This is a genomic window from Magnetococcus sp. PR-3, from assembly GCF_036689865.1.
In the GTDB taxonomy this organism is placed as follows: Bacteria; Pseudomonadota; Magnetococcia; order Magnetococcales; family Magnetococcaceae; genus Magnetococcus.
Genome location: NZ_JBAHUQ010000014.1, coordinates 93899 through 118569 on the forward strand (window position 1 = coordinate 93899; position 24671 = coordinate 118569).

Annotated in this window: 24 protein-coding genes; 16 read left to right on the plus strand and 8 right to left on the minus strand. The window is 51.0% G+C overall.

Annotated elements, in window-relative coordinates; genetic code table 11:
- Nucleotides 1-4: 4 nt before the first annotated feature.
- A complete protein-coding gene (locus V5T57_RS09890; protein WP_332891041.1) occupies nt 5-691 on the minus strand; it encodes a cytidylate kinase-like family protein in 687 nt (228 codons plus the stop codon).
- A 283-nt stretch (nt 692-974) separates the two neighbouring features.
- Between V5T57_RS09890 and V5T57_RS09895 the strand changes: the two genes are divergently transcribed.
- Both V5T57_RS09895 and V5T57_RS09900 read left to right on the plus strand, forming a co-directional pair.
- A complete protein-coding gene (locus tag V5T57_RS09895) occupies nt 975-3470 on the plus strand; it encodes an ATP-binding protein (RefSeq protein ID WP_332891042.1) in 2496 nt (831 codons plus the stop codon).
- Between the two features lie 37 nt (nt 3471-3507).
- Nucleotides 3508-4152: a class I SAM-dependent methyltransferase gene (locus V5T57_RS09900; RefSeq protein WP_442918196.1), complete on the plus strand. Its 645-nt coding sequence runs from the start codon at nt 3508-3510 to the stop codon at nt 4150-4152.
- 4 nt (nt 4153-4156) lie between these two features.
- On the opposite strand, the gene V5T57_RS09905 is transcribed toward V5T57_RS09900, so the two are convergent.
- Nucleotides 4157-5608, minus strand: coding sequence for a diguanylate cyclase domain-containing protein (locus tag V5T57_RS09905; protein WP_332891044.1), 1452 nt, complete (start codon nt 5606-5608; stop codon nt 4157-4159).
- A gap of 16 nt (nt 5609-5624) precedes the next feature.
- Nucleotides 5625-6389 (minus strand): hydroxyacylglutathione hydrolase, encoded by a 765-nt coding sequence (gene gloB / locus V5T57_RS09910; protein WP_332891045.1) that lies wholly within the window; start codon nt 6387-6389, stop codon nt 5625-5627.
- A gap of 132 nt (nt 6390-6521) precedes the next feature.
- Here gloB and V5T57_RS09915 point away from each other — a divergent pair, with 132 nt between their 5' ends.
- The 4 genes from V5T57_RS09915 to V5T57_RS09930 all read left to right on the plus strand — a co-directional run bounded on the left by V5T57_RS09915 (nt 6522) and on the right by V5T57_RS09930 (nt 10227).
- A complete protein-coding gene (locus tag V5T57_RS09915; protein ID WP_332891046.1) occupies nt 6522-7292 on the plus strand; it encodes a methyltransferase domain-containing protein in 771 nt (256 codons plus the stop codon).
- Complete coding sequence (gene xerD / locus V5T57_RS09920) at nt 7285-8175, plus strand: site-specific tyrosine recombinase XerD (protein ID WP_332891048.1); 891 nt, start codon at nt 7285-7287, stop codon at nt 8173-8175. Before V5T57_RS09915 ends, xerD begins: the two co-directional genes overlap by 8 nt.
- Nucleotides 8176-8184: 9 nt before the next feature.
- Entirely contained in the window at nt 8185-9300 is a 1116-nt protein-coding gene (locus tag V5T57_RS09925; RefSeq protein WP_332891049.1) for an SDR family NAD(P)-dependent oxidoreductase, read from the plus strand.
- Nucleotides 9301-9393: 93 nt separating this feature from the next.
- A complete protein-coding gene (locus tag V5T57_RS09930) occupies nt 9394-10227 on the plus strand; it encodes a calcium:cation antiporter family protein (RefSeq protein ID WP_332891050.1) in 834 nt (277 codons plus the stop codon).
- A gap of 77 nt (nt 10228-10304) precedes the next feature.
- Here the strand turns inward: V5T57_RS09930 and V5T57_RS09935 are convergent, their stop codons facing one another.
- Nucleotides 10305-11288, minus strand: a complete 984-nt coding sequence (locus V5T57_RS09935; protein ID WP_332891051.1) for an MBL fold metallo-hydrolase — start codon at nt 11286-11288, stop codon at nt 10305-10307.
- On the opposite strand from V5T57_RS09935, the gene V5T57_RS09940 reads away from it, so the two are divergent.
- Both V5T57_RS09940 and V5T57_RS09945 read left to right on the plus strand, forming a co-directional pair.
- Nucleotides 11248-12426, plus strand: a complete 1179-nt coding sequence (locus V5T57_RS09940) for a glycosyltransferase family 2 protein (protein WP_503660751.1) — start codon at nt 11248-11250, stop codon at nt 12424-12426. The genes V5T57_RS09935 and V5T57_RS09940 overlap by 41 nt on opposite strands.
- 424 nt (nt 12427-12850) lie before the next feature.
- Nucleotides 12851-13402: a hypothetical protein gene (locus tag V5T57_RS09945; RefSeq protein ID WP_332891053.1), complete on the plus strand. Its 552-nt coding sequence runs from the start codon at nt 12851-12853 to the stop codon at nt 13400-13402.
- A gap of 3 nt (nt 13403-13405) precedes the next feature.
- Here the strand turns inward: V5T57_RS09945 and V5T57_RS09950 are convergent, their stop codons facing one another.
- Nucleotides 13406-14185 (minus strand): hemerythrin domain-containing protein, encoded by a 780-nt coding sequence (locus V5T57_RS09950; RefSeq protein ID WP_332891054.1) that lies wholly within the window; start codon nt 14183-14185, stop codon nt 13406-13408.
- 172 nt (nt 14186-14357) lie between these two features.
- Nucleotides 14358-14837, minus strand: a complete 480-nt coding sequence (locus V5T57_RS09955) for a hypothetical protein (RefSeq protein WP_332891055.1) — start codon at nt 14835-14837, stop codon at nt 14358-14360.
- Nucleotides 14838-15075: 238 nt separating this feature from the next.
- Between V5T57_RS09955 and lolA the strand changes: the two genes are divergently transcribed.
- The 6 genes from lolA (at nt 15076) to V5T57_RS09985 (ending at nt 20740) form a co-directional block, all read left to right on the plus strand.
- A complete protein-coding gene (gene lolA / locus V5T57_RS09960) occupies nt 15076-15741 on the plus strand; it encodes an outer membrane lipoprotein periplasmic chaperone LolA (protein WP_332891056.1) in 666 nt (221 codons plus the stop codon).
- 83 nt (nt 15742-15824) lie between these two features.
- Nucleotides 15825-16310 carry a YajQ family cyclic di-GMP-binding protein gene (locus tag V5T57_RS09965; RefSeq protein ID WP_332891057.1) on the plus strand — a complete coding sequence of 162 codons (486 nt, stop codon included), beginning with the start codon at nt 15825-15827 and terminating at the stop codon, nt 16308-16310.
- A 90-nt stretch (nt 16311-16400) separates the two neighbouring features.
- Nucleotides 16401-17879 (plus strand): 30S ribosomal protein S12 methylthiotransferase RimO, encoded by a 1479-nt coding sequence (rimO, locus tag V5T57_RS09970; protein ID WP_332891058.1) that lies wholly within the window; start codon nt 16401-16403, stop codon nt 17877-17879.
- A 5-nt stretch (nt 17880-17884) separates the two neighbouring features.
- On the plus strand, nt 17885-19225 hold the full coding sequence (locus V5T57_RS09975) for a replication-associated recombination protein A (RefSeq protein ID WP_332891059.1): 1341 nt from the start codon (nt 17885-17887) through the stop codon (nt 19223-19225).
- Entirely contained in the window at nt 19225-19602 is a 378-nt protein-coding gene (gene crcB, locus V5T57_RS09980) for a fluoride efflux transporter CrcB (RefSeq protein ID WP_332891060.1), read from the plus strand. The genes V5T57_RS09975 and crcB overlap by 1 nt, the downstream gene beginning before the upstream one ends.
- A gap of 163 nt (nt 19603-19765) precedes the next feature.
- The gene (locus V5T57_RS09985) at nt 19766-20740 is read left to right on the plus strand and encodes a tyrosine-type recombinase/integrase (RefSeq protein WP_332891061.1); all 975 of its coding nucleotides are present in this window, start codon (nt 19766-19768) and stop codon (nt 20738-20740) included.
- An 81-nt stretch (nt 20741-20821) separates the two neighbouring features.
- On the opposite strand, the gene V5T57_RS09990 is transcribed toward V5T57_RS09985, so the two are convergent.
- Both V5T57_RS09990 and V5T57_RS09995 read right to left on the minus strand, forming a co-directional pair.
- Entirely contained in the window at nt 20822-21487 is a 666-nt protein-coding gene (locus tag V5T57_RS09990) for a nitroreductase (protein WP_332891062.1), read from the minus strand.
- A gap of 93 nt (nt 21488-21580) precedes the next feature.
- Nucleotides 21581-22360 carry a 2OG-Fe(II) oxygenase gene (locus V5T57_RS09995; RefSeq protein WP_332891063.1) on the minus strand — a complete coding sequence of 260 codons (780 nt, stop codon included), beginning with the start codon at nt 22358-22360 and terminating at the stop codon, nt 21581-21583.
- A gap of 145 nt (nt 22361-22505) precedes the next feature.
- Between V5T57_RS09995 and V5T57_RS10000 the strand changes: the two genes are divergently transcribed.
- A complete protein-coding gene (locus V5T57_RS10000; protein ID WP_332891064.1) occupies nt 22506-23417 on the plus strand; it encodes a LysR family transcriptional regulator in 912 nt (303 codons plus the stop codon).
- Between the two features lie 265 nt (nt 23418-23682).
- Nucleotides 23683-24633: an NADH-quinone oxidoreductase subunit B family protein gene (locus tag V5T57_RS10005; protein ID WP_332891065.1), complete on the plus strand. Its 951-nt coding sequence runs from the start codon at nt 23683-23685 to the stop codon at nt 24631-24633.
- Nucleotides 24634-24671 lie beyond the last annotated feature (38 nt).

The following is a 24671-nucleotide window of genomic DNA, read 5'->3' on the forward strand; positions in this document are numbered from 1 at the left end:
CTCGTTACTTGTTGTCGTCGCAGAGCTTGCTGGGAATTTTATGCCCAGCATGACACATGGCTTCTAGAGCCAGATTGCTCATCTGCTCCGGTGAGAAGGTTTCTGCACTAAGTACCAGGTCATAATAGCTGGCATCTGTCGGAAAGCGGTCGTAGATCTCTTTAACAAACTTAATCCGCTCTCGGTCCACACGGGCACACATTTTTTCTGCGGCCTTGCTGTTGATGCCTGTCTCTTTAGAGATAAGGCCAGAACAGTACTCAGGTCCAGCTTCAATCTTAAGACGGAATACCTGTCGGTCTGAAAGGATCAGGTGGGCACCCATGCCTATAATAACCCCGCCTTTGGCGCTGATACCCATAATGGCTTTTACCAGATGTAGGTATGAGATGGCGCCCTTTTTACGTCTTTTTTTCATGAAGGGGTTCAGCCAACCCTTTACTTTACCGGGCATCAGTTCATCCAACCGGTCATGTAGGGCTTGACTGTTTTCAGCCTCCTCCACAATGCGTTGCATCAAAGGGGGGTCAAAACACTGAACTTCAAGGGTTTTGGCTAGGCGTTTGGCCACATCTTCAGCGCCAGCACCATATTCACCAGATATGGCAATAAGCGGAGGCGGGTTTTTTTTGGCGGCCTTTTTCTTGCCACCTCCCTTGAAAAACTGCTCCTTGATAATCGCATGTGGCATTTGTGGCCTCCTCGGCATTGAAAGGGTTCACGATGGTGAACGATTAGCCCACAAGAGTTTTAATAAACTCTGTCGTTGTTATTGGACTGCAACACCTACTATTTACTTTAAACTATACGCCTTTTTGTGGGGTGTGTGAATCTTTGTGTGGATAAAATTTTTAAATGGATCCCCCTTTGGCCTTTTGTTGCGCGAACCGTGTGCTAAATTGGTTCGGTATCTCCCAGGAGAAATGAGGCGTTACGCCCGTGAATCTTATCATTTACGGCTGATGAGGTGTTTTTTGGCCAAGTTTGATGAAAAACCAGAGCAGGCCCAAAAGCAGAGAGATTCCGATTTGGAAACGGCATCCTCTACACAGGATTTTGGTCACTGCTATCAGACCATGCTGGGGTCTGGCATGCAGGGGCTCTGTCTCATTGATAAAGCTCGGCAGATTGTGCACGCCAATGAAATCTTTGCTTACTGGTTGCGGGTGAATGATCCCGTCTTACTGGGTACCTCTATTACCCAGTGGGTGGATTTGGGGGAGCGAGAGAGGTTGGATGCCTTCCTGATTGATGTCGACCAGGATGGGCGTGGTGAACAGACCTTAAACTTGGTACGCGGCTTTGGGCGGCGTGGCCGGATGGTGCGGATGCTCGGAACCCGCTTGGAACAGCTTAATGGTCAACCCGGCATTGGTTTAACCATGATTGATGTTTCCGATCAGCGTGAAGTGTGTCAGCAGCTGAGCCAGGATGTGACCACCTATCGCAATATTGCCAACTTTACCCATGACTGGGAGTCTTGGTTTGATGCTGAAGGCCACGTCAAGTGGATCAATCCTGCTGTACAGCGGGTGACAGGCTACACCATTACCCGTTGCATGCAGATGCAGAGCTATCCCCAAGATCTCTTTCATGCCGATGATCGTTTGGCGCTCTCACAATTAATGAAAGAGGGTAGAGCTGGGGCGGTTGCGCATGATGTTTCCTTAAGGGTCAAGCATCGGGAGGGGGATCTGCGTTGGGTCTCTTTGAGCTTACAGCCGATGTTGACCGATAGCGGCGAGAAGTTGGGCTTTCGTACCAGCATCCGTGATATCTCAGAACGACGCGAGGCTGAGCGCGCACTGGAGGCGGCCAAGCGGGCTGCCGAAATGGCCAGCAAAGCCAAAAGCCGTTTTCTCTCTACCATGAGCCATGAAATCCGTACCCCTATGACGGCTATTCTTGGTGTGGCTGAGCTTATGTCCAGCTCTCAGTTGGACCGGACGCAACGGGAGCATGTGAGTATTATTCGCCGCTCTGGCGATGCCTTGTTGGACCTGATTGACGATATTCTGGTCATCAGCCAAAGCGAAGGTGGGCAAACTGATGAAAAACAGGTGGTCTTTGAAATTGACCATTTGTTGGAGTCGGTGATGGATATGGTCAGTTATCGGGCAACTAAAAAGGGTTTGAAACTGCTGACCCATGTTGCAGCCTCTGTGCCGGTGCGGGTCAAAGGAGACCCTGTACGCTTACGGCAGGTGCTGATTAATCTGGTTGGTAATGCCATTAAGTTTAGTGAACAGGGTGAGGTTGTTATCAATGTTCGCCCTGGTAACCGTGCAGGCAGTGACCGTTTGGATTACCGCTTTAGTGTCTCCGATAACGGTATTGGTATTCCCCCCGCACAACGTGAGGCGATTTTTGATGCCTTCTCCCAGGTCGATGATTCTGAAACCCGCCGCTTTGGGGGGACCGGTTTGGGGCTGACCATCTGTCGTCGCCTTGTCAACCTGATGGGAGGGCAGCTGGAGCTTGTGCATAGTGATCCGGGCGTGGGGTCAACCTTTGCGTTTGATATTCCATTAAAGCCGGTCTTGGAACAAGGGAACCAGTCTGTTTTAGATTTTGATAATGCCATCCTTAAAGAGCGGCGTGTGGTGGTCTATAGCCATGGTGAGACGTTGCGTCAGATGATCCAGGAGATGTTGATTCCTGAAGGCGTACACTGTACCGCAGTCAGTGATCATGATGAGTTGGCTCAGCTGATGGATGTCATCCATGAAGTGGATGCTGATGGCCAGGATGGTTTGTGCGACATGCTGCTGCTGGATGCGGAAGAGCCATTTCCTGGTATGGATGTGGTCAGTTATGCCACAGAGCTTAAACAGCGTCAGACATTTCACCAGTTGAGTTTTGTTATCCTCGGTTTGGACCCCAGCCCTAAAGAGCGTTTTGCTTTATGTCAGGCCGGTATTGATTATGTTCCCCCCCCACTTAAACGTAGAGCCATACTCAAAACTCTAGCGGGTTTACTGGCTGTGCCAGGGAAAAAGCCGTTGGATGGGGCTTGTGAGAGCTTATCTCAAGGGACGCATCATCAAGAAGGTAAGGAGGGGGCCTCCTTACGTATTTTATTGGCGGAAGATGATCCAGACAGCTGTTATGTAATTCAGAGTTTTCTTAAGGATGCCCATTGCCACTTGGAGGTTGTCACAGATGGTGAACAGGCGCTGAAACGTTTTCAAGAAGGGACGGATGATCCGCTAGGCAAGGCGTTGCCGTTTGATCTGATTATTATGGATGCTCAAATGCCGGTTATGGATGGGTACACCGCGGTCCACCGTATTCGCAGTTGGGAACGTGAACAGCAGCGTAGCCCGGTTAAAATTTTGGCCATCTCTGCCCATGGGGGTAAGGAAGGGCGTTTGACCAGTCTACGTAACGGATGTGATGGTCATTTGAGCAAGCCCCTGACCCAGCGGGATCTGTTAGCACATATTGATTTTCTCAGTCACCGTATTTAGGAAGCAGCTTTTGCAGCGTATTCTCGAACCGGAACTTATGTTGGATGCTGATCAGGCTACGGCATATGCAGAGGCCGATTTTTCTGAGCCACATAACGCTTTTGTTACCAGTTTTCAACAAAAACATCCCCAATTTTCTGGCAAAGGTGTGGTGTTGGATTTGGGCTGTGGGCCGGGAGATATCTCCTGCCGCTTTGCCAAAGCCTACCCTGGGTGCACAGTCTTTGGTGTTGATGGTTCACCTGCTATGCTCAACGAGGGCGTGCGTCTGTGTGCCCGTTGGGGTGAGGCTGGTACCCGTGTGGTGTTGAAGGAAGCTCTCTTGCCCAACGGTGAGGCACTGACTGAGGCTGAGTATGGCGCTGTGATCAGTAACAGCCTTCTTCACCACATGCCGAACGCAACCGATTTTTGGCAGAGCATTACAACTTTCGCCGCACCCGGTGCAGCCATATTTGTGATGGATCTGCTTAGACCATCTTCAGCAAAAGTGGCCAAAGAGATGATGCATCGCTATACCGCTGATGAGCCTGAGGTGTTGCAGCAGGATTTTTATCACTCGTTGCTGGCGGCGTTCTCCCGAGAGGAAATCCAGGCCCAGTTATGCGCTGCACAACTGGGCCACTTGACGTTTGAACAGACATCGGACCGTCACTGGATTGTGTGGGGAAAACGCTCATAACGTCCTAGAGCTCTGGGTGTTCCAGTACCGCATCAATACGGTTTTGGTAGGCTTGGTAACGGGCATGACGCAAAAGATTGCGGTTGTTATTCCCATTTTCAGGATAGATCGCCCATCCTAAGTGTAATTCGGCATAAGCATCACCCCGAGGGGTGGGAATGGGCTTAATGAGCTCTTCACGTATGCCCTCGATCACCTGCTCCAGGGCTTCCGCTTTTAAATCCGTTAGGGTAATGCCAAACTCATCCCGCCACAGTCGGCCTACGGTATCCCCTCGGCGTACAGCCGATTTCATACGCTTAGCCAGTGTTTTAAGGACCTCAACCCCAGCTTCACGTCCCAGCGCATGTTTGATAAAGGCGATATTGGCTACCTCAACAATCAGTACCGCCAGGGTGGTGTCACGCCGTGCGTGTCGGGAGATGGATTGTTCAAGTCGTTCCAGAAACAGAGCGGACAAAATGAGATCTGTAACAGGGTCCTTCGTAAAGGTCTCAGCCTCAGGTAAGAGATGGTGAACCTCAACTTTTGTACCGGTACGAAGCTCCCATAACTTCATGAACAGCAGTTCATTCGGGATGGCTGGGTAGGGAAATTTGATCCATTGATGGCCTTGTAGCTCACCTTTGTTCTCGAGATCATAGATGCCAATATCAAAATCGCGCTCCCCTCGGAAGCTTTCGGCCACCTCTTCATAGCCATGTTCGCCTTCTTCATCTTTAATGGCGTAACGAAAGCGCTCCCCACTTAGCTCAATATAGTCGTTTCCACGCTCATTAAGGGGAAAGCGAATGGCTGTACCGTTGCGAATATCTGCCCCATGCTGTCGCAGTAGATAGCGGGTCCAGTTAAGCTCGACAGCGGAACCAAAATAGTAATTTTGCAGGGGTTCAGAAAAACTGTTGCGATGATCATTCAGGCCATCAATCTGGTGGAGAACATGGTGTTGATCATCCACCCAGCGAAAATGAAACTCTTCATCCTCCACCGCGTGGAATAGATAGTGGCTTGCCACAGCATGGGTATGGTGATGTTTAACCAAAAATTTTGCGGTTTCAAAGTGAAAGGAGTTACTGGAGATGGCGGGAAAAAGTCCCTGTTGTTCCGTATGCATGGCACCACGGGTAGCGGCAAAGGTGCAGTAGTGTTTATGGTTGGTGTTAACCGCAACTGTCCAGGCAGAGAGTAGCGCAGCCAGTATGGGCCAGCCTAGGGTAAGGAGCAGGCTGTCTGGAAATGGGTTGACCACCAAGTCCACCAAAACCCCAACAAACAGTGCCATGCCTGTGGCAACCAGAATAAATTTTTTGCGTTTTTCAAGGGGAAAAACCTCAGGATCTTGGCTGAGTGAGGTATAGACACTTACCGCATGTCCCAATGTTTCTGGTGGGGTGGTAAAGTTACAAGGGCCAGCAAGAACCTGGGCGTTGGCTTCATGAGGGGCTTTCATCTGCATGAGAGGTCTCCCGGCATTAAAATTGGTTGCGAAGTTGACGTATGTGGGCAAAACAGGCTTCTGCCGTGGCGTTTTGCTGGCCGATCATGGTACGGAAGTCAGCATCATCACAGCGCAGAAACGGATTGTGCTGTTTCTCAATGGCTAAACGGTTGGGCAGGGTAGGGGTTCCCACCTTTTGTTTTTGTAAGGCATCCTCTACGAGTGGCTGTAGAGTGGTCTTGTGGCCAGGTAAGCTTTGGCCAAACCGTAAATTGGTCAGTGTATACTCATGGGCGCAACAGAGACGAGTGTGGTCTGGTAAGGCTCGGAGTTGTTGCAGGCTTTGCCACATCTGTTCGGGGGATCCTTCGAACAGACGGCCACACCCATAGCTAAACAGCGTATCCCCCGCAAAAAGAGCGTCACCAATAAGGTAGCAGATATGTCCAGATGTATGGCCAGGTGTGGCAAAAATTTGAGCCGTATGTGGGCCCACGGTAACCTGCTGGCCGCCCTCCAAGGCTTCATCCAGTGCAGGTAGGCGGGCTTGATCCGCTTTCGCTCCTAAAACCCGGGCACGATGCTTGCGTCTTAAGCGTTCAACCCCTTCAATATGGTCCCCATGGTGGTGGGTGATCAGAATATGAGAAAGGGTCAGTTGATGCTGTTGAAGGTACATTTCTACCGGTTCGGCTTGCCCTGGGTCAACCACAGCCACTTGGTTGGTGTCTGTAGGAAAACACCAGATATAGTTATCCTCCCAAGCTCGGAGGGGGGTGATGTCCAGGTTTGCGGTCATAAAATGTACACTCCTGTGTCAGGGTTGGGTTGGCAGTAGGTGCTTTCCTTATTACAATTTTATGAAGCTGCAGCCCAAGAGGCAATGATACACGTTCAGTAAGGGCTGTTGGGTCGAAAAAAGGCAACGATTATGAACCTGGAAGCGCTCTCTCTTCAGCGTTGGTATGGCACCAACCAGGGCTATTGTGTCAGTGATATCCTGGGTGGCACCCTAAAAAGCTGGCTTAAGGATCGTCCGGTTGAGACAACGGTCGCACTGGGCTACCCTCAGCCCTATTTGCCAGAGTTAACCTCAGCCAGTGCGCGTTTGCTGGTGGGTACACCTGCCGAAATGGGTGTGGTACGCCGGGCCAGTTGTGATGGATGTTATGGTCAGTTGATTTTAAGGCCCGACGCACTGCCCGTTGCCGATGCTTCGGTAGATCGGGTGGTGATGCTTCATGTGCTGGAGGGGTTGGGCGACATTAACAGTGTGTTGCGGGAAGTCTGGCGCGTTCTAAAGCCTGGCGGACGTTTACTCTGCATGGTGCCTAATCGTGGGGGGTGGTGGGCGCGTCGGGATGGTTCTCCTTTTGGTTTGGGGCGCCCTTTTTCACCGCGGCAGCTCAGTGAGCAGTTGGAAGAGGCTTTTTTTATCACCCGACAAACCTCTTTTGCGCTTTTTATGCCCCCTTTTTCAAACCCCCGTTTTCTTAAAGGAGCTGGGCGTTGGGAGAAAGCTGGCCAACGTTGGTTTGCCCCCTTGGGTGGCGTTATCTTTTGTGAGGCAGAAAAACTGGTCTATGCCATGACACCATTGAAAGCACAAACAGTGGACCGTAAAGTGGCGGTACCTTTAATTGAGCGGGATGCGCTGTCTAAACAGCATCGACACAGTTTTTCTGGAGACAAGGATGTCTGACCATCGGTTGATGGAGCGCTTTTTGGATGAGCTACTTATTGAGCATGGCTTATCGGCCAATACGTTGGCGGCGTACCGGCGGGACCTGGATGGCCTGAGAAGCTTTTGTGCCGGGCGGGATTTAACCCTGCCTCAGGTGCAGCGCCAGCATATACTTGAGTATATTGGAGAGCTGGCGCAAAAAAGCCGTACCCCAGCTACGGTGGCCCGTAAAATGTCGGCCATGCGCCGTCTGTTCCGTCATTTGGTGGACAAAGGCATCCGTACGGAAGATCCCACCGGCGGTGTTTCCCGCCCTAAGCCGCAGCGTAAATTGCCCAATACCCTGACAGAAGAGGAGACGGAGACGCTTCTTTATGCACCGGATACATCGACAGAACTGGGTATGCGCGATACCGCCATGCTGGAGTTGATGTATGCTACGGGGCTGCGGGTCTCAGAACTGGTTACCCTGACTATGGATGGCCTGGATGAAGAAAATGGTTTTGTCAGGGTGGTGGGTAAAGGGGATAAAGAGCGTATTGTACCCATGGGGGAAGCAGCGACCGAAATGGTGATCCGCTATCGGCATCTGGCCCGGGGGGTGCTGCTAAAAGGGGGGCGGAGCAATGACCTTTTTTTAAGTAACCGTGGTGCGGCCATGACACGGCATAATTTCTGGCATATCGTTAAGCGATATGCGCGAGAATCTGGCATTATGAAGCCACTTTCTCCCCACGGCATCCGGCACGCCTTTGCGACCCACCTGCTTAACCATGGTGCCGATTTGCGAGCGGTACAAATGATGTTGGGTCATGCCGATATTTCAACGACGGAAATCTATACCCATGTGGCCAATGCTCGTTTGAAAAAGCTGCATGATCAGCTACACCCGAGAGGGTGAGGAGTTAGCGTGTCTGAAGAGTATGAGTGGACCCCACCGGAAGAGAAGCATGCGGGTGCCCGGCTGGCCAGCGGTGTTAAAGGGGCTTTGGCACTGTTTTTAGCCTCACCCTTTATTATCGTGCTTCTGTTTTTATGGCCGATCTATCGCTGGGTCGAGGTTAAACAGGGGCACCCGGAACCTGAACCTTTTTGGACCCCCCTAAAAGCCCATTTTTTTCCAGGTTCGGTGACTGAAAAAACGGTGCAGCAGGATCTTTTGCCCTCTGAGCGGGAAGCCCGACGGGCGGCATATCGTGAGGCCGCTTTGGAAGGGGGCTATGCTGGCCCTGAGGAAGAGCCTGTTCCTGCTCTTCATGCGCCCATTGTTCTTTCTCCGCAAGCACCATCGGCAGGGGGAGAGCAGCGTGTGGCCCTGGTAACAGGTGGGACCAGTAAACTGGGGCAGGCTATTGTTCAGGCATTGGTACAGCAAAATTACCGGGTTGCGTTGGTCTGTTTTTCCTCCATGGAGCAGGCTGAGGCGCAAGTCAAACCTTTGTGTGAGACCGGTGAACAGGTTCACCCTTTTCAGTGTGATTTACAAGATCCAGATGCGATGGATGCCCTGATTGCATCGGTTGTGCGCCACTTTGGGCAGTTGGATGTTGTTATTCACAATGCAGCCCGCTTTACCCCGACCTCTGAAGATAACCTCAATTGGGCCAATTTTGAGAATCTGTTTAAGGTAAACGCCATGGCTCCTTTGTGGCTCTCTCTTAAAGCGGCACCTTGGATGCGCAGCTCCCCTGGGGGCGGCGGACAGATTATTCAAATTGGTGATATTTGGGGGGAGCGACCTCTGGTGGGGCATTGTGCGTATAGCAGCAGTAAGGCAGCCCTTCATATGGCCGGCCGTTCACTGGCGCGTGAGTTGGCGCCAGATATTCGTGTGAATACCATTGCACCAGGGGCGGTTTTTCCACAGGGAGAGAATGATCGGGGTTATCAAATGCTGCTTTCTAATACGCCTCTCGCTGCGGAAGCAGGTCCTACTGCTGTGATTACCGCCTTAAACTATCTGCTGGCCACCCCGTTTGTGACTGGGGAGGTTATGCATGTGGATGGTGGGCGGTTGCTTCGCTAAAAAGCTGTTTATACTTGGTTAGATGAAGAGTAGGTGTTTTTATGCCCTTCTTTTTACTCTGGCCAGTTTTGTTTATGTGACAGGGAAAGCTTGATGAAACAGTTTATAATCGACTCCATCAGTCCGGTGGATATGATCTCGTGGGCCGTGACGGCGCTCTTCTTTTGTGGGGCTGCCTTGATCTATGGGGGAGATGTTGCCACAGCCTTTATCGGTGCAGGTGGTGTGGTCTTAACCATGTTTTTGGTGGGGACCGCCATTGAGGTGATGATTGAGACCCTGAAGGATGTTAAAGGTATTGGGACTTTAACCGGTTTTCTCACCAACGGCCCCGAAGCTTTGGTTGTGATTGTCGGCTTAGCGGTTGGGGATGTGCTGTTTGCCTCTTCAACGCCTCTTGGCTCCAACTACATGAACCCCATACTGCTGCTGTTGGCTGGGTTGACGGTAGGGCGTTTTGCTCTCATCTTTACCGTTAAGCCACTCTATACATGGTTGGCTATTGCATGTACGGCAGCATTGGCAGGGGGGTTTTATATTATCCCCAAAGAACACTACCTTTATTGGTTGATTGCCGTCTTGGTGATTAGCGCCTACTTCTTTTTTACCCGTCCTGAGGAGGGTGAGGAAGAGGTTGATGAGATTGTCATTTCCAAAGCTTGGTTTTTCCCTGCATTTCTTATTCTGCTGGCGGGGGGGTACTTTTTGGATCCTGTGGTGAACTTTGCCTCGGACGCATCCAATGTACCTAAAGGGGTTATTGGTTTTGTGGTGTTATCCACCTTGACCAGTTGGCCTGAATTTAAGTCCACCATGGCCTTGCTAAGGCGTAACCGGGGTACAGCTGCGATCTTGAATATTGTGGTGAGTAACATTACCAACCTATGGTTGGCGGCCATTGGTGTTGCGGTCTATCTGGCCATGTAATGCGATCGTAAAGCGCAAAAAAAGCCCAGAGCAGTCATGCTCTGGGCTTTTTTCTTATGAGCAAAGGCTTGGAACGCTTACCCCGCCTCTTTTTCTTTCTGCTTGGCCTGATAATCCAGCCAGACTTCCAGCCCCTGGGCGTTGATCTCCATATCCATTAACATCCAGTCGTTAATCAATACCGCAGCCTGTGCATCGCTGTGGCCAATACGTACCAGCTCGTCGGTGTACATTTGGTGGCATTGGGCGCGTAGATAGTTCGCACGGGCTTCCTTCTCTTCTGGTGCGTCCTGAGTGAACTCAACCACACGATCCAGTTGACGGTGTAGGTCGGTGCGTAAGCGTTCTTCAAAAGGGATCATGCTGTAGTGGGTTAGAAAAATGCGTTCTGGCTTAAGATCGGATAACCGGTCTATGGTCTTATGTAGTTCAACCGGGTCGAACTGCACCGGTGTGGTGGTAGGGAAGAGGTAGTGTTTACCAACAAAGTCGGTCTCCCGATAGGAGATACCAAAGGAGTCTCCTGTAAAGACACCCCGACTTTTTTCATCCCAGACACAAAAGTGATGCTTGGCATGGCCTTGGGTCTCGACAAAGCGTAGTTGGCGACCATTCAGATCAACGGTGTCGTTATCCCCAGCTTCAATGACCCGCTCTGCAGGGATCGGTTCAATAGCGCCATAGGTGCGGGCAAAGGATGCATCGCCATAAACCGCTTTGGCCCCTGCAACCAACTTCGTTGGATCGATCATATGGCGTGCACCACGGGGGTGTACAATCAGCTTGGCATTGGGCAGTTGCTGCATCAGCTGCCCTGCGCCTCCTGCATGGTCCAGGTGTACATGGGTCACGATGACATACTCTACCTCTGTAGGCAGAATATTGTTACGTTCCAGGGCTTGGATCATGGCGGGTACTGAATAGCGGGTACCGGTTTCAATAAAAGCAGCACGACTGCCCTCAACCATTAGGTAACAGGCGGCTAAGCGTGGGCGGTGAAAATTTGCATCAATACAGGTAATGCCAAAGCCATGTTCAATATATGGGGCAGGGCGGGTCATAGAGCATCCTCTCTTGCGCGGTGTATCACAGTACAGGCAGACTGGGCTGGTACACGGTCATTATAAAACCTTATTCCCCCATTGTGCGGGACTACTCTGTCAGGATCAAGCCTCTCCCATGTCGCTACCTTACGTTTCTGTTGTGCTGCCTTTCTATAATGCTTCATCCACACTGGAAGAGGCCCTAAACTCCATTGCCAAGCAAACCCTGTCTCACTTTGAGGTGGTGATGGTTGATGATGGCAGTGAGGATCAGAGCAGAGCCATCGCACATGCTTGGTGTCAGCGCGATCAGCGCTTTCACCTATGTGTAATGCCGTATAATCAGGGTGTTAGTGCTGCTATGAATCGAGGGATGGCAGAAGCCAAGGCAACCTATGTTGCCCGCATGGATGCCGATGATGTCATGTTGCCCGAGCGGCTGGAGCGACAGTATGCACATCTCCAACAGCATCCTGATCTCACACTGGTGGCGAGCTGTGTATCGCTCTTTCCTGAAGAGGATATTACCCCAGGGTTTCAGCGGTATATCGATTGGCAAAACCGATGTCTGAGTTCGGCGCATATTGCGCATGAGATCTATTGGGAGGCGCCCCTAGCAAACCCTAGTGTGATGTTTGTTAAAGAGACTGTTGTTGCCCTGGGCGGTGTTTTAGAAGGGGATTTTCCCGAAGATTATGAGTTGTGGTTACGGTTGAACGCCCATGGTTATAAAATGGAGAAGCTACCGCAAACCTTATTGAAATGGCGGGATAGTGCAGGGCGGTTAACCCGTACCCACCCGCGTTATAGCCGTGAAGCATTTGATCGTATTCGTGCTCGGTATCTGGCCAAGGATCCGCGTCTTCATCAAGGGCGCCCTCTGGTTATTTGGGGGGCTGGGCGGCCGACCCGTAAGCGTGTGGCCCATCTGCTTGAATATGGGCACTCTGTCACAGCTTGGATTGATATTGACCCCAAAAAAATAGGCCAAATGTTAAAGGGTGTACCGGTGCAAGCGCCAACGTGGTTGGAAGGGTTGCAACCAAAACCGATGGTGCTCAGTTATGTGGCCAACCATGGGGCGCGATCGAAAATTGAGCCGATTCTTCGAAAGATGGACTATCAATGGGGCAAAGATTACCTGATGGTGGGGTAATTGCTTCCTAAAAGAGTTTGCTTTGTCCGGGTGTGTTGGTGTAAGTGTGTTGGTAAGTTCTTTAAAACTTTGTAAAATATATTTTGGCATCGTAAATGCATTTAGGTAGGTCAAGGCCCACGGTAAGTTGATACCGAAAGAAGGCCAAAACTGTGAGTTGGAAGCCGCGATGGGTGTGTCACACCATCAAAGCCTTGCGCGGATGGATCGATTGGGAGCAGTCGATCCATCCCGGCTTTTAAACCCACGGCAAGGGAAGAGCATGATGCTCTTGTGCTTCATGGGGTGTCGGCCTAACGGGCACCCCATGGACGCCACCTTCCATACTTGGGAGGGGACCTAAGGGAAATGACAATCAGAAGAGGTGTGTCGGGCGACATCAGGGAGGGTGTGGGTCCGGTTTTGCCTGTCTGAAGTGTAGGGTGTGATGGAGTCCCTTCGTACCAGAACCGTTGGTACAGGTGGTGATGTAACCTATGCGCCCATTGGTCAGGGACGTACCGAACAGGCTGCGCGTGCCCATCCGATCAAAGGGCGGAGCTACCGTAAAGACTCCCCATGGTTGGGGGATGCTGTGCGCATTTCACTCAGCCGTACCGCCATGCGTATGCTGCGCTGGCTACGTGGTCAATCCGAACCCGCCTTATCTCATAAGCCCCACCCATCCGTGGCGACCTATGGTCGTGACGGCAAAACACGTCCCATGGTTGATGCTCAGTTTCCTCTACATGAAGAGGGCCGACCCCAGGAGTTTAAAAACAGTCCATGGAGTACCTCGGCTGGGGGGGTAAGCATGAGCAAGCGTGGACGTGTGGTTTATGGGGTATTGAAACATATGCAGGCCTCTAAAGGAGACCAATCCCGATTTTTAGCGGCAATGCGAGAGAACCGAAGAGCTGGGCGGCTTAACGAGGCTGATTTGCAAGCTGCCAGGGATACCTTGGGGGACTGGATGGAAGCAGAAGACACCCCTTAGAGGTTATTCTTGAGACGCGGTCAGTGGCCCGCCTTTTTTAATAACCTCATGCAAGGAGTGGTGTTGAGAGGAGAGAAAGGAGAGTGCAACCCCTTGTTCATCGCACCGTACAATACGACAGGGGACCTCTTTAAGTTCTGAGGAGGCCATGCAACTGATGCGACCCAGCTCCCCATCCTTTAACCAAGTGGGAGGGTTGGTGATAAGCAGTTTAACACCACTGGCACTAATGTTCTCGCAACGTCCGGTTAAGGCTTGGCCGTTGGTAAGTTGTAGAATAATGCGGGCTTTAAAATGGTAGCGCGGTGAACGTTCCTGGACCTCTGCAACAGGTTTGAAGGTTAGGTCGTTTTTGTCCGTTTCTAGAATGTGCTGACAGAGCCATTTTGCCAGTGTGCCACCCATGGCTTCAGCTTTTTTCTTGCGTTGCTCAGGCAGCTCTTTAACCCGCTCCAGGTCTCTGGTTAGCTGATCAATCTCTTGGCGAAATTCACGATGATTCTGTTTGTGACTAACCAGATCTCTATGTCCCGCGCGCTGCATTTGGGCCTCTTCATAGCCTAAATGTTCATCCAGCGCTGATTGGGTTTCAAGAATTAAGGAGGCAATAAGAAACCACTCGCTGGTGACGCTTAAGGTACGCTGAAAGGCCAGAGCAGCACGAAAAATGCGTTCATGTTGACGATCAATAACCTCAATGCCTAGGCGAAAATCCCGATCAAACGTAACCGTTCGGTTTCGGCAGCGAAAAGTTAAATCTGTAGCTTGAGCCGTTAGGGGCATGGTGGTGACCGCTTAAGTGCTTAAAAATGGATCAGAATGAGGTGTGATTCTTAACATGGATCACGGACATGTCAAGAAAACTCTATGATATAACAGAGGTTTTATGCAGGAAGTGTGGATTAGCCTGTTGGGTGTATATGGTAAAAGTCATACCTACACAACGGCACTTTTTTTATGGATTGATATAGGTTCGATCCAAGGCTTCACCAATGGTCTTGAGTAGGCGGTTGGTATCTTCAATGGTGATGTCTCCATGGGCTTCGACCAGAAGTAAACGCCCCATGGTGGGTAGAGGGGTACCGCCCCAAAGATGGTAGTTTAGCTCTTGGTGACGCCAATGACGCATACGGGGGTCGGGCCCATGCATGACCTGCTCAACCGTTTGGGTCAAGGCGGTGCTTAATGGGGGGGACTCCTGACAGGCCATTAAAAAAGGACCTAGGCGGGGGTTCCAGTAGGCAACCATCTGTACCGGCATCCAGCTATTGAGCCATGCCAGCAAGGTATGTAGACCTTTAGCCAGATCTGTATGCTTAAGGAGTCCTTGATAAAGGTCCCCCATGGGCAGTTCCAAGACCTGATCTTTATAGATCATGCTGATTGCTTCAGTGCGAGCCTCGGGCTTACTGAGCCGTGCGGGTAGCATCTCCATATCCCCCATCCCCCGGATATACCATGCAAAAAGATTGACAGGTGCCAATGTATCGGCCTGTAAATCAGGAAAAATGCCGCAATCCTCTCCTAATTTCTTCTAATACCTAGCTTAAAAGGCAAAGGGCGTGCCACTTGGCGGAGAATATGGCTTTATGTGGAGGGTTGCCCAAGACCGTTGAGCGTGGGAAAATCAGGCTTTTATGCCTTTCATGTGGGATCCAGGGGAGTGGCTTGTGATGGGGAAACATGTTTTAAAGACCTTATTGGTGTTTGGGGTTCTACTCTGGGCTCCCATGGTTTGGGCTGCAGATGAGGTAAGTGAAGATGTTAAGAAGGCAGCGGCTGCGGTGGCACGTCTGCAGCTGTTTATTGATGGTATCTCGACCATAGAAGCCGTGTTTATCCAGCGGGTACGTAGTAGTGACAGTGTAGAGATTGAGGAGAGTAAAGGACGCTTTGTCGCTTTACGCCCAGGCAAGTTCCGCTGGGATTATGAGAGCCCTGAAGTTCAACATATTGTATGTGATGGTGAGACGGTCTGGCTGCATGAACCTGAGCTACAGCAGGTAACCCGTATTAATGCAGACCGTCTGGACCGCGCCCCTGCCGCTTTTTTGGTCTCTAAAACCCGTATTGCAGAGCGTTTTTTCACCAAGGTAGCGCATAATAGTAAGTTGGGGTTGGATACCATTTTTATGACACCACGTACCCAGGCGGCTCATTTTAAAGAGATTGCCATTACGCTGGATAAAACAGCCTCACAAATCCAATATTTTGAAGTGGAAGACACCCTGGGCAACCGCTCTTTTTTTCAGTTTGTAGGCATGCGTATGAACCACCGGGTGGATGCCGATCGTTTTGAGTTTCAAATTCCCAAAGGTGCCGATCTGATTGATGGGTAATGTGACGTTTTTCACAAATGTTCTGCCATATGTTATGATGCGCCGCCTGACCCAATAACCGATGCAACTGTGACGAGGTTTTCATGCCCTCTTTTGATATTGTTTCTGAAGTCGACCTGCAGGAAGTGGATAACGCGGTCAACCAAGCGGTGAAAGAGATTACCACCCGCTACGACTTTAAAGGTTCTAAGAGTACACTCTCCCGCGAAGAGTCGGTGATCAAGATCTTGGCCGATGATGAGTATAAACTGGAACAGGTCGTTGAAGTGCTTAAAGGCAAGATGGTCCGCCGCAAAGTTGACCCAAATTTTTTGGATTACGGCACGGTAGAGCCTGCTTCTGGTGCAATGGTTCGTCAGGACGTTACGGTTAAGCAGGGTATTGAGACCGATCTGGCCAAAAAGATTGTTAAGGCGATCAAAGGGGCCAAATTAAAGGTTCAGGCGTCCATTCAAGGGGAGCAAGTGCGGGTTTCCGGTAAAAAGCGCGATGACCTGCAACAGACCATTGCCCTGGTCAAAGAACAGAGTTTTGACCAACCTTTGCAGTACATGAACTTCCGAGACTAATCGTTGCAGCCTACCTTCTGCACCTATGATTGAAAGGGCCTGTTGGGTGGTTTCCCAACAGGCCCCAACCCTTTTTAGAGAGCTGACACCATGAGTGGTGATAATCCCATTGTTCCAGCGGTGAGTGACGAGTTTGATCTGGGAGATCTGGATCTTAACTTTGATGAGCCCAGTGAAGTGCCTGTGGAGACCTATACGGCTGAAGAGCTGGCCAATGCCAAGGGAACTGTGGGTGTGATCTCTCTGGGCTGTTCCAAAAACACGGTAGATTCGGAACAGATGTTGGGTCGCTTTGTGAGTGAAGGGTACCTGCTGGTGGCGGATCCCATGCAGGCGGATATGCTGGTGGTGAACACCTGTGGCTTTATTGCCGATGCCGAGCGGGAGTCCCGTGAAAGCATTGATGAAATGGCCCACCTGAAAAAACTCTATCCCAATAAAAAATTGATTGTGACCGGGTGTCTCTCCCAGCGCTATGGGGCCAAACTGTTGGAGGACCACCCTCAAATTGATCTGCTGTTGGGGGCGGGTAAGTACGATACGTTAATTCCCTTAATGGAAGCGGCGGAGCCTCCACCGGTTGATCAGGTGGCCGAACCAGATGCCGCTGCGACTCATGAAGTCCCCCGTTTGATTACCACAGGGGAGAGCACCGCTTACGTTAAAATTGCCGAAGGGTGCAACAACAGCTGTACCTTCTGCATTATCCCTAAGCTACGGGGTCCCTTCCGCTCTCGTACCTTGGATGATATCGCCTCTGAGGTTGAGCAGCTGACGGAGTCGGGGAGTGATGAACTGATTTTGATCTCTCAGGATACCACCTGGTATGGGCGTGATTTACAGGAACGCAGTAGCTTAACAGCACTTCTACAGAAAATTTTAAACAGCTGCGATGCCCCCTGGATCCGCATGCTTTACCTCTATCCGACCTTGGTTAAGCAAGAGCTGTTAAGCTTGATCGCTCAAGACGATCGCCTGTTGCCTTACTTTGATATCCCCCTGCAACATGCAGACTCCAATGTGCTCAAGCGTATGCAGCGTAGTGAACGGCTTGAGACCGTGCGTCAAATGGTGGCGGATATTCGGAGCACAGTACCCGGCGCGATTATACGCTCCACGTTTATTGTGGGTTTTCCGGGGGAGACCGAGCAAGAGTTCCAAACCCTGCTGGACTTTATTCAAGAGAGCCAGTTGGACTGGGTGGGGGTCTTTACCTACTCGGATGAAGAGGGAACGGCAGCGTTTAATCTACCCAATAAAGTCTCTTCAACCGAGGCTGAGTCCCGTCGGGAGCGGTTGATGGCCATGCAACAGCCCATTACTAGCCAACGTTTAAAGCGTTGGCTGGGGCAGACTATGGCGGTGTTGGTTGAAGAGTTTGATGAAGAGCATGCCTGCTTTGTGGGACGTTTCTGGGGGCAGGCCCCAGAGGTGGATGGGCAGGTGCTTATTCAGGCCAACGAGGCGTTGGAACCTGGACATTTTGTGCCCGTCTCCATTACCGAAGTGCTTGGCTATGATCTCTATGGAGATTTGGTCGATCTGGCGGATCTTCCTGAAGAGGTGTAAGAGCCATGGCCAAAGGGGGCAGCAAGCAGGATGAAACCGTTCGAGCTCCATTGGCGGAACGGATGCGCCCCCAAAGCCTTGAAGAACTGGTGGGGCAGGAGGAGATTGCTGGGCAAGGGCGCATTTTGCACGATGCCCTAAGCTCCGGGCATATCCCCTCCATGGTTCTATGGGGGCCGCCTGGATGTGGTAAAACCACCATCGCCCGGATGATTGCCGGTCAGGTGGATATGCGTTTTGAATCTCTCTCTGCCGTTCTGGCTGGGGTTAAAGATGTACGCTTGGTGGTGGATCGTGCTCGGGATGCCCGCGCCATGGGGGAGGGGACCATCCTGTTTGTCGATGAGATCCACCGCTTTAACAAAGCCCAGCAGGATGCCTTTCTACCTTTTGTCGAGAGCGGGGATATTACCCTGATCGGGGCGACCACAGAGAATCCCTCTTTTGAGTTAAACAGCGCACTGCTCTCCCGCTGTCGGGTGGTGGAATTACAACCCCTGCACGAAGCCGCTTTGATCACGCTGATGCAGCGGGCTTTGGTGGATCAGGAGCGGGGCTTGGATCGCTACAAGCTGGCGGTGGAACCTGCTGCCTTTGAACATATGGCGACCATGGCGGCAGGGGATGGGCGTTATGCTCTGAATTTGCTGGAAACTTTTGTTGAACTCTCGGCAAAAAGTGGCGTCTCTCGGGGCTCGGAACTCACCCTTGAGCGGTTAAAAAAATCACTACAACGGCGTGCTGCTCTGTACGACAAAGCTGGGGATGGTCACTATAATCTGATCTCAGCTTTGCATAAATCCCTGAGGGGTTCGGATGTCGATGCCGCACTCTACTGGCTGGCGCGAATGTTGGAGGGGGGTGAGGATGGTCTCTATATCGCCCGACGTCTGGTTCGCTTTGCCAGTGAGGATGTGGGCAATGCAGACCCCAGAGCGTTGAGTACGGCCATGCATTGTCGGGATGCCTACCACTTTTTAGGTCCACCAGAAGGGGATCTTGCGCTGGCCCAGTGTGTGGTCTATTTGGCAACGGCCCCTAAGAGTAACAGTATCTATATGGCCTTTAAGGCTGTGCGCAAGCGTGCCGCTGAGACTGCTGCATTGGCCCCCCCCAAACATATTCTGAATGCACCAACCAAAACCATGAAAGAGCTGGGCTATGGAGCAGGCTATAAGTATGCCCATGATTATGAGGATGGCTTTGTAGCCCAGGACTACTTACCTGAGACGATGCAGGGCGAGCACTTTTACCAACCTGTAGAGCGTGGCTTTGAACGGGATATTGCCAAACGTATGGCCTATTGGGCAAAACTGCGCGAGCAGGCCCAAGGGGAGGGCGCGTAATGCAGATAACCTGGCTTTGGGTCGCGCTAGGGGGGGCTGTGGGGGCGTTGGGGCGCTATGCCCTTTCTAATGCTGTCTATGCTTGGCTTGGGCGGGGTTTTCCTTGGGGGACCCTGACCGTTAATGTCGTGGGCTCTTTTATTATGGGTATGCTGTTCTACCTTTTTACCCAACGTTTAATGGTACCTGAACCGCTGAAACCTCTTATTCTTGTGGGTGGGCTGGGTGCTTTTACCACTTTTTCCACCTTTTCCCAAGAGACACTCAACCTGCTACAAAGTGGTAGCTGGCTGCTGGCCTTGCTTAACATGGTGGGTAGTGTGGTGCTTTGTGTGCTGGCCGCGTATCTGGGTCTTGTCTTAGCGCGACTTGTTTGAACCTTTGGTGTCCGTTATAGCCCCTGTGTGTTAGGGATACCAGTCACACCGATTATCTCCCTTCCTGTTACCGCCTCGTAACCGAACGACCATATCTGAGTAATGGCAGATCTCTAACGTTTGCTTGAATAGTGCGATTAAGCATGACGTGAGGAATAGAGAGATGCATACAATGAAGACCCCGTTTCAAACTGGCCGTTGTTTGATTGCCAATGATTATAACAAGATTGATCAGTTCCTGTGTAAGGAGGGTGAATCCGTAGCCTGTACAAACCGTACCCACAAGGCACGTCGGAGTGATACCAAACGTTTTGCCCAGTGGTGCCATCAACGTGGTGAAATGGCGCTTCCGGCAACGCCGGCAACGGTTTCGGGCTATATTGAAGAGATGATCCAGAATAAAGCGCTGGCCACCGTACGACGTTATGTTTCCAGTATTTCGACCCTGCATACCGTTGTAAATGTGTCTAACCCAGCTCAAGATCCTCTGGTTAAAGAGAGTCTGCGTAAAGCTGCAGATCAGTGTGAACAGCCCGGTAAAGGTACCCGGCCGATCACACGTAATATGGTGCAACGCATGGTTTTTTCCACACAAGGGTCCCTGCGGGATTTACGTGATGTCGCCATGTTGATGGTCGCCTACGATACTTTGTTTCGCCGAACAGAGATGGTGGCTCTGGATGTAAGGGGTTTTCACTTCGGGCGCGATGGTTTTGCCACCATTACCTACCGTCGTGATGAAAAAGAGACCCTGCCGACCACCCGATGTCTTGCCCCAGATACGGTCCGTGCCGTAGAAAAATGGATGCAAGCCTCCATGATAGACGAAGGTGCGATATTTCGTTCTATGGATCGGGCTGGCTTGGTGGGGGGGCGTTTAAGTGATCGGGGATTGGTCCGGGCTTTTAAGCGGTTGGCCCGTCAAGCTGGTTTGGATCCAGAGGGGATTTCTGGTCTATCCTGCCGGGTTGGTGCCGCACGGGATATGATGAAAGAGGGATTTCGAGTTAAAGAGGTGATGGAAGCTGGTGGGTGGCGTTCACCGGTCATGGTGAGCCGTTACCGTCAACAGGATTACGGGCAACCTCATAACGAAGAGAGGGCTGATGAGCCCAAACGATCCCAAAAGCGGGCCTAGCCTTTTATGAAATATCCCATCAAAAAAAGAGAGGCGCCAATCGGTGCCTCTCTTTTTTTACCTCAAGAACAGCTGTATGGCTTAGCTGTGAAACGTTGCAAAGTGGCTTATGGGCTCACGCGTGGTACGGTATTGGTTCACGGCGGCCTCTTCATCGGGGTAGCCTAAAGCCAACCCACCTAGAAGGATCATGTTCTCATCATAACCAATCTGACTGCGAACCAGATCAGGATAATCCGCAACAGAGGCCATCGGGCAGGTACCCAACCCATGTGCCATGGCGGTCAGCATCAAGCTCTGCCAGAACATGCCCATATCAATCCAGGATCCCTGGCCCATGTTTTTATCCATAAACATAAAGACTGAGACCGGTGCATCAAAAAAGCGATAGTTGGCCCGCCACGCATCCCGTTGCTTATCTTTATCTTCCCGGCCAATCTCCAGCGCTTGGTACAGTGCTAACCCACATGCTTTGCGGCGACCTTTATAGGGTTCCATCCACTGGCTGGGATAGTACTGATAATCAGGCTTGGCTGGCTGCTCTTCATCCACGGCATTTAATACAGCTTGGAACAGGTCCTGTTGAGCCTGCCCTTGAACCATGGCCACCTGCCAAGGTTGGGTGTTTACACCAGATGGTGCCCACCGTGCAGTATCAAGTAGTGTTTCTAACAGCGCTTGGGGAACGGGTTTCTCTTGAAATTGGCGGATGGCACGACGGTTTTTTACAGCTTCAACAACATGCATGGTCAGGTTTCCTACGTGATGTTAAGGGGGGTTATATAACATCTTGGCATCTATAAGGGCGCTAGGCTCTCATTATACCAAGGGGTTATCTCGCTATGATGGGGGTGTCTCTTGATGTTCAAAAAGAATATCGGTTCGGATAATATATTTGGTGCCTTTGCGTATGGTCTCACTGCCGTGTAAGCAGTGTTGAGGGTGCATGCCGTGTGGGAAGCAGAGCACCGCACCTTTAGGAGTACTAACGCTGATCAGCTCCGAGTCCGCTTGGCTGCGTGACCCTTGATTGGGGTTGTCCCGGTCGACATAAAACTGCGTACGCCCCCCTTCAAAATCCTCACTGAGTTGGATTAAAAAGGTGTATTGACTGTGGCGACCTGGGTAGGCGTCTGTCACTAAATGACCATTGATCACCCGGCTACCTGGCCAAGAGCCATCAATATGTGGGCTAAAATAGTCCCCTTGTTGGTAGCGATAAAAACGGAAACGGGCATTGATGCCACACGCCTTTTGTCCCTGCACGATCTCTGGAATATGTGGGTGGCAACGGGTCCATAAGGTGTGGTCTATATCGCGACTTACAACCCAATTAAAGTTATGGTTGTGGCGTATCGTGTGGGGGAGTGAGACGGGTGCATCGGCATGGAAGCCAGCCTGTTCGGCAAGCATAACAAACTGATCGACCTCTTGAGTGCTCAGGAGATTCAACAGCTGAAATGCGCCCGGTACCTGTGTGACCTCCCTGCGTGTGACAGGTTTTTCCGGTGTCGGATTGAATTGTATGGTTCCAGCACCGATGTCTGTCCAGGTTGGTAGAAGTCCTGCTTCAAATCCTGGCTCCTCAGCAACGGTGTAAAGAGGAAATTTTGGCTCCATGGGGTGCATCCCTGTTCGGTCTCATAAGTCATAGGCATGCTTTACGATAAGGCCGTTTGTATGGGATGCCAAGCTTTGAGATACGAATAGACTATTCCGTTTGATAGAATAAACTTAAAAGTTCATTCCTTGTTGGAGAAATAAAATGTTAGATCTTATGCCCAACCTGCGCACTTTTGTCACGGTCGCTGAGCTGGAACGCTTTTCTGCGGCAGGGCGAGTTTTGAATATGGCCAACTCATCGGTGACCCGGCATATCCACCAGCTGGAAGAGCGGTTGAGCGTGGCTTTGCTGGTGCGTACGACCCGGCATGTTCGTTTATCACCGGCTGGTGAGGTCTTTTATGATCAAGCCAAACAGTTATTGGCCCAAGTAGAAGTGCTGGCTCAAAGTGTGACTCAAGATCGTAGTGTGGCATCTGGTCGACTGAAGATCAGTGCCCCATGGCGCTATGGGCGCTTGCGTATTGCCCCTCTCTTAGGACGTTTTATGGGGCTTTATCCAGAGATACAGGTTGAGCTGATCTGTAGTGATGAGATGGTGAATCTGGTGGAGGAGGGGTTTGATGTGGCCATTCGGTTAAGCCAGATGAAGGATTCCAACCTCATTGCCAAGAAGATTGATGAACAGCCCTTCGCGTTGGTGGCTGCGCCTGCTTACCTGGAAGATCGGGCCCCTATTGTGACTCATCAGGGTTTGGAGGGGCACCGTATGCTCTCTTTTCGCTACAGCACCCCACACTACAGCTGGCAGTTACGGCATGATGGTCATACCTACCGGATCCCTATACGAGATAGTGCACTGGTTTCCAATAATGCAGACCTTCTAACCCAGGCTACCCTGGATGGGGTTGGTATTATGGTTCAACCGCTGTGGGCCATTGAAGAGGCGTTGCAAAACGGTACGTTGGTGCAGCTCTTGGCTAACTATGAAGTAACCTCAACCACGTTCCATAGTGGCATCTATCTGCTTTACGCCAAAGAGAACCGCCATAACCCCTGTGTGCGGGCATGGATGGGATTTATGGGGGCTTGTCTGGCTAATAAGCCAGAATAATGGCTAAGTGTTTCGCAATAGGAAGTAAGTAAGCCTATAAAGTTAGATGAATAATGACAGGCCAATGTACAATGATAAATATTGTAAATATCTTAAAAAACAAATATATGCGCTTGTCGTTTGTGTTGACAGGGGTGTTTTGTCGCGCTAGCTTAAACAGAGAATAACTTAAAATATCCTAATATTTTGTGAATTATCTGAAAGGAATACATCTCCAAAATGTATCTCGTATTTGATCGGATGGGGCCAACCGTTGGAGGGAGTTATGTCAGCCAACCAAAGTTTAATGTGGATCCAGGCGGGGGCCTGCAGCGGCGATACCCTATCCATGCTGTGTGCTGAAAAGCCTTCTTTCCCTGAGTTTCTTCAACAGAATCGTATTGATCTTCTTTGGCACCCCTCTTTATCTCCAGAACCTGTCTCTACATTTGTCAAGCGTATTGATGCCATCTTGCAGGACCAGCTTGCTCTAACCTTTTTATGTATAGAAGGTAGCTTGGTAACAGGCCCTCATGGCAGTGGTATGTTCGACAGCTTCATGGGGAAGGCAAAAATTGATCTTATTCGACAACTGGCTGAAAAAGCGGATTACCTTATTGCCGTGGGTACTTGTGCCAGTTTTGGGGGGATACATGCAGCGCCCCCTAATCCGTCGGACTGCTTAGGGCTGCAGTTTACCAAGACAGAGCCTGGAGGGTTGCTTACACCTGAATGGCGTAGTCGCAAAGGGTTGCCTGTGATCAATCTTTCAGGATGCCCACTACACCCCAGTACCTTAACCGGAGCCTTGAGTATGCTGGTTCAGGAGCTACCCATGCCCTTAAATCAGTGGCACATGCCGGAGATGTTTTTCTCAACCATGGTGCATCAGGGTTGTACCCGGAACGAGTACCATGAATATGATATTGAGGAGATTGAATTTGGCCATGAAGGGTGTTTGTTTTTTAATTTAGGCTGTCAGGGGCCTGTCACATTGTCCACCTGTAACACCGAGTTATGGAATGGTGTAAACAGTAAAACCCGCGCAGGCACCCCCTGTTTAGGCTGCACCATGCCTAATTTTCCACAAGATACCGCGCTGTTTCGCACCAAAAAAGTTGGGGATGTTCCCTCGGTTCTACCCTTGGGTGTCGAGCGACCAAATTATATGGCATACAAGGGGTTGGCTAGGGATGCCGCACCAAAACGGGTGGTGAAACGGGAGATGGACCCATGAGCAAACCGATCAACGTGCTGTGCGTTTCCCCCCTAAGC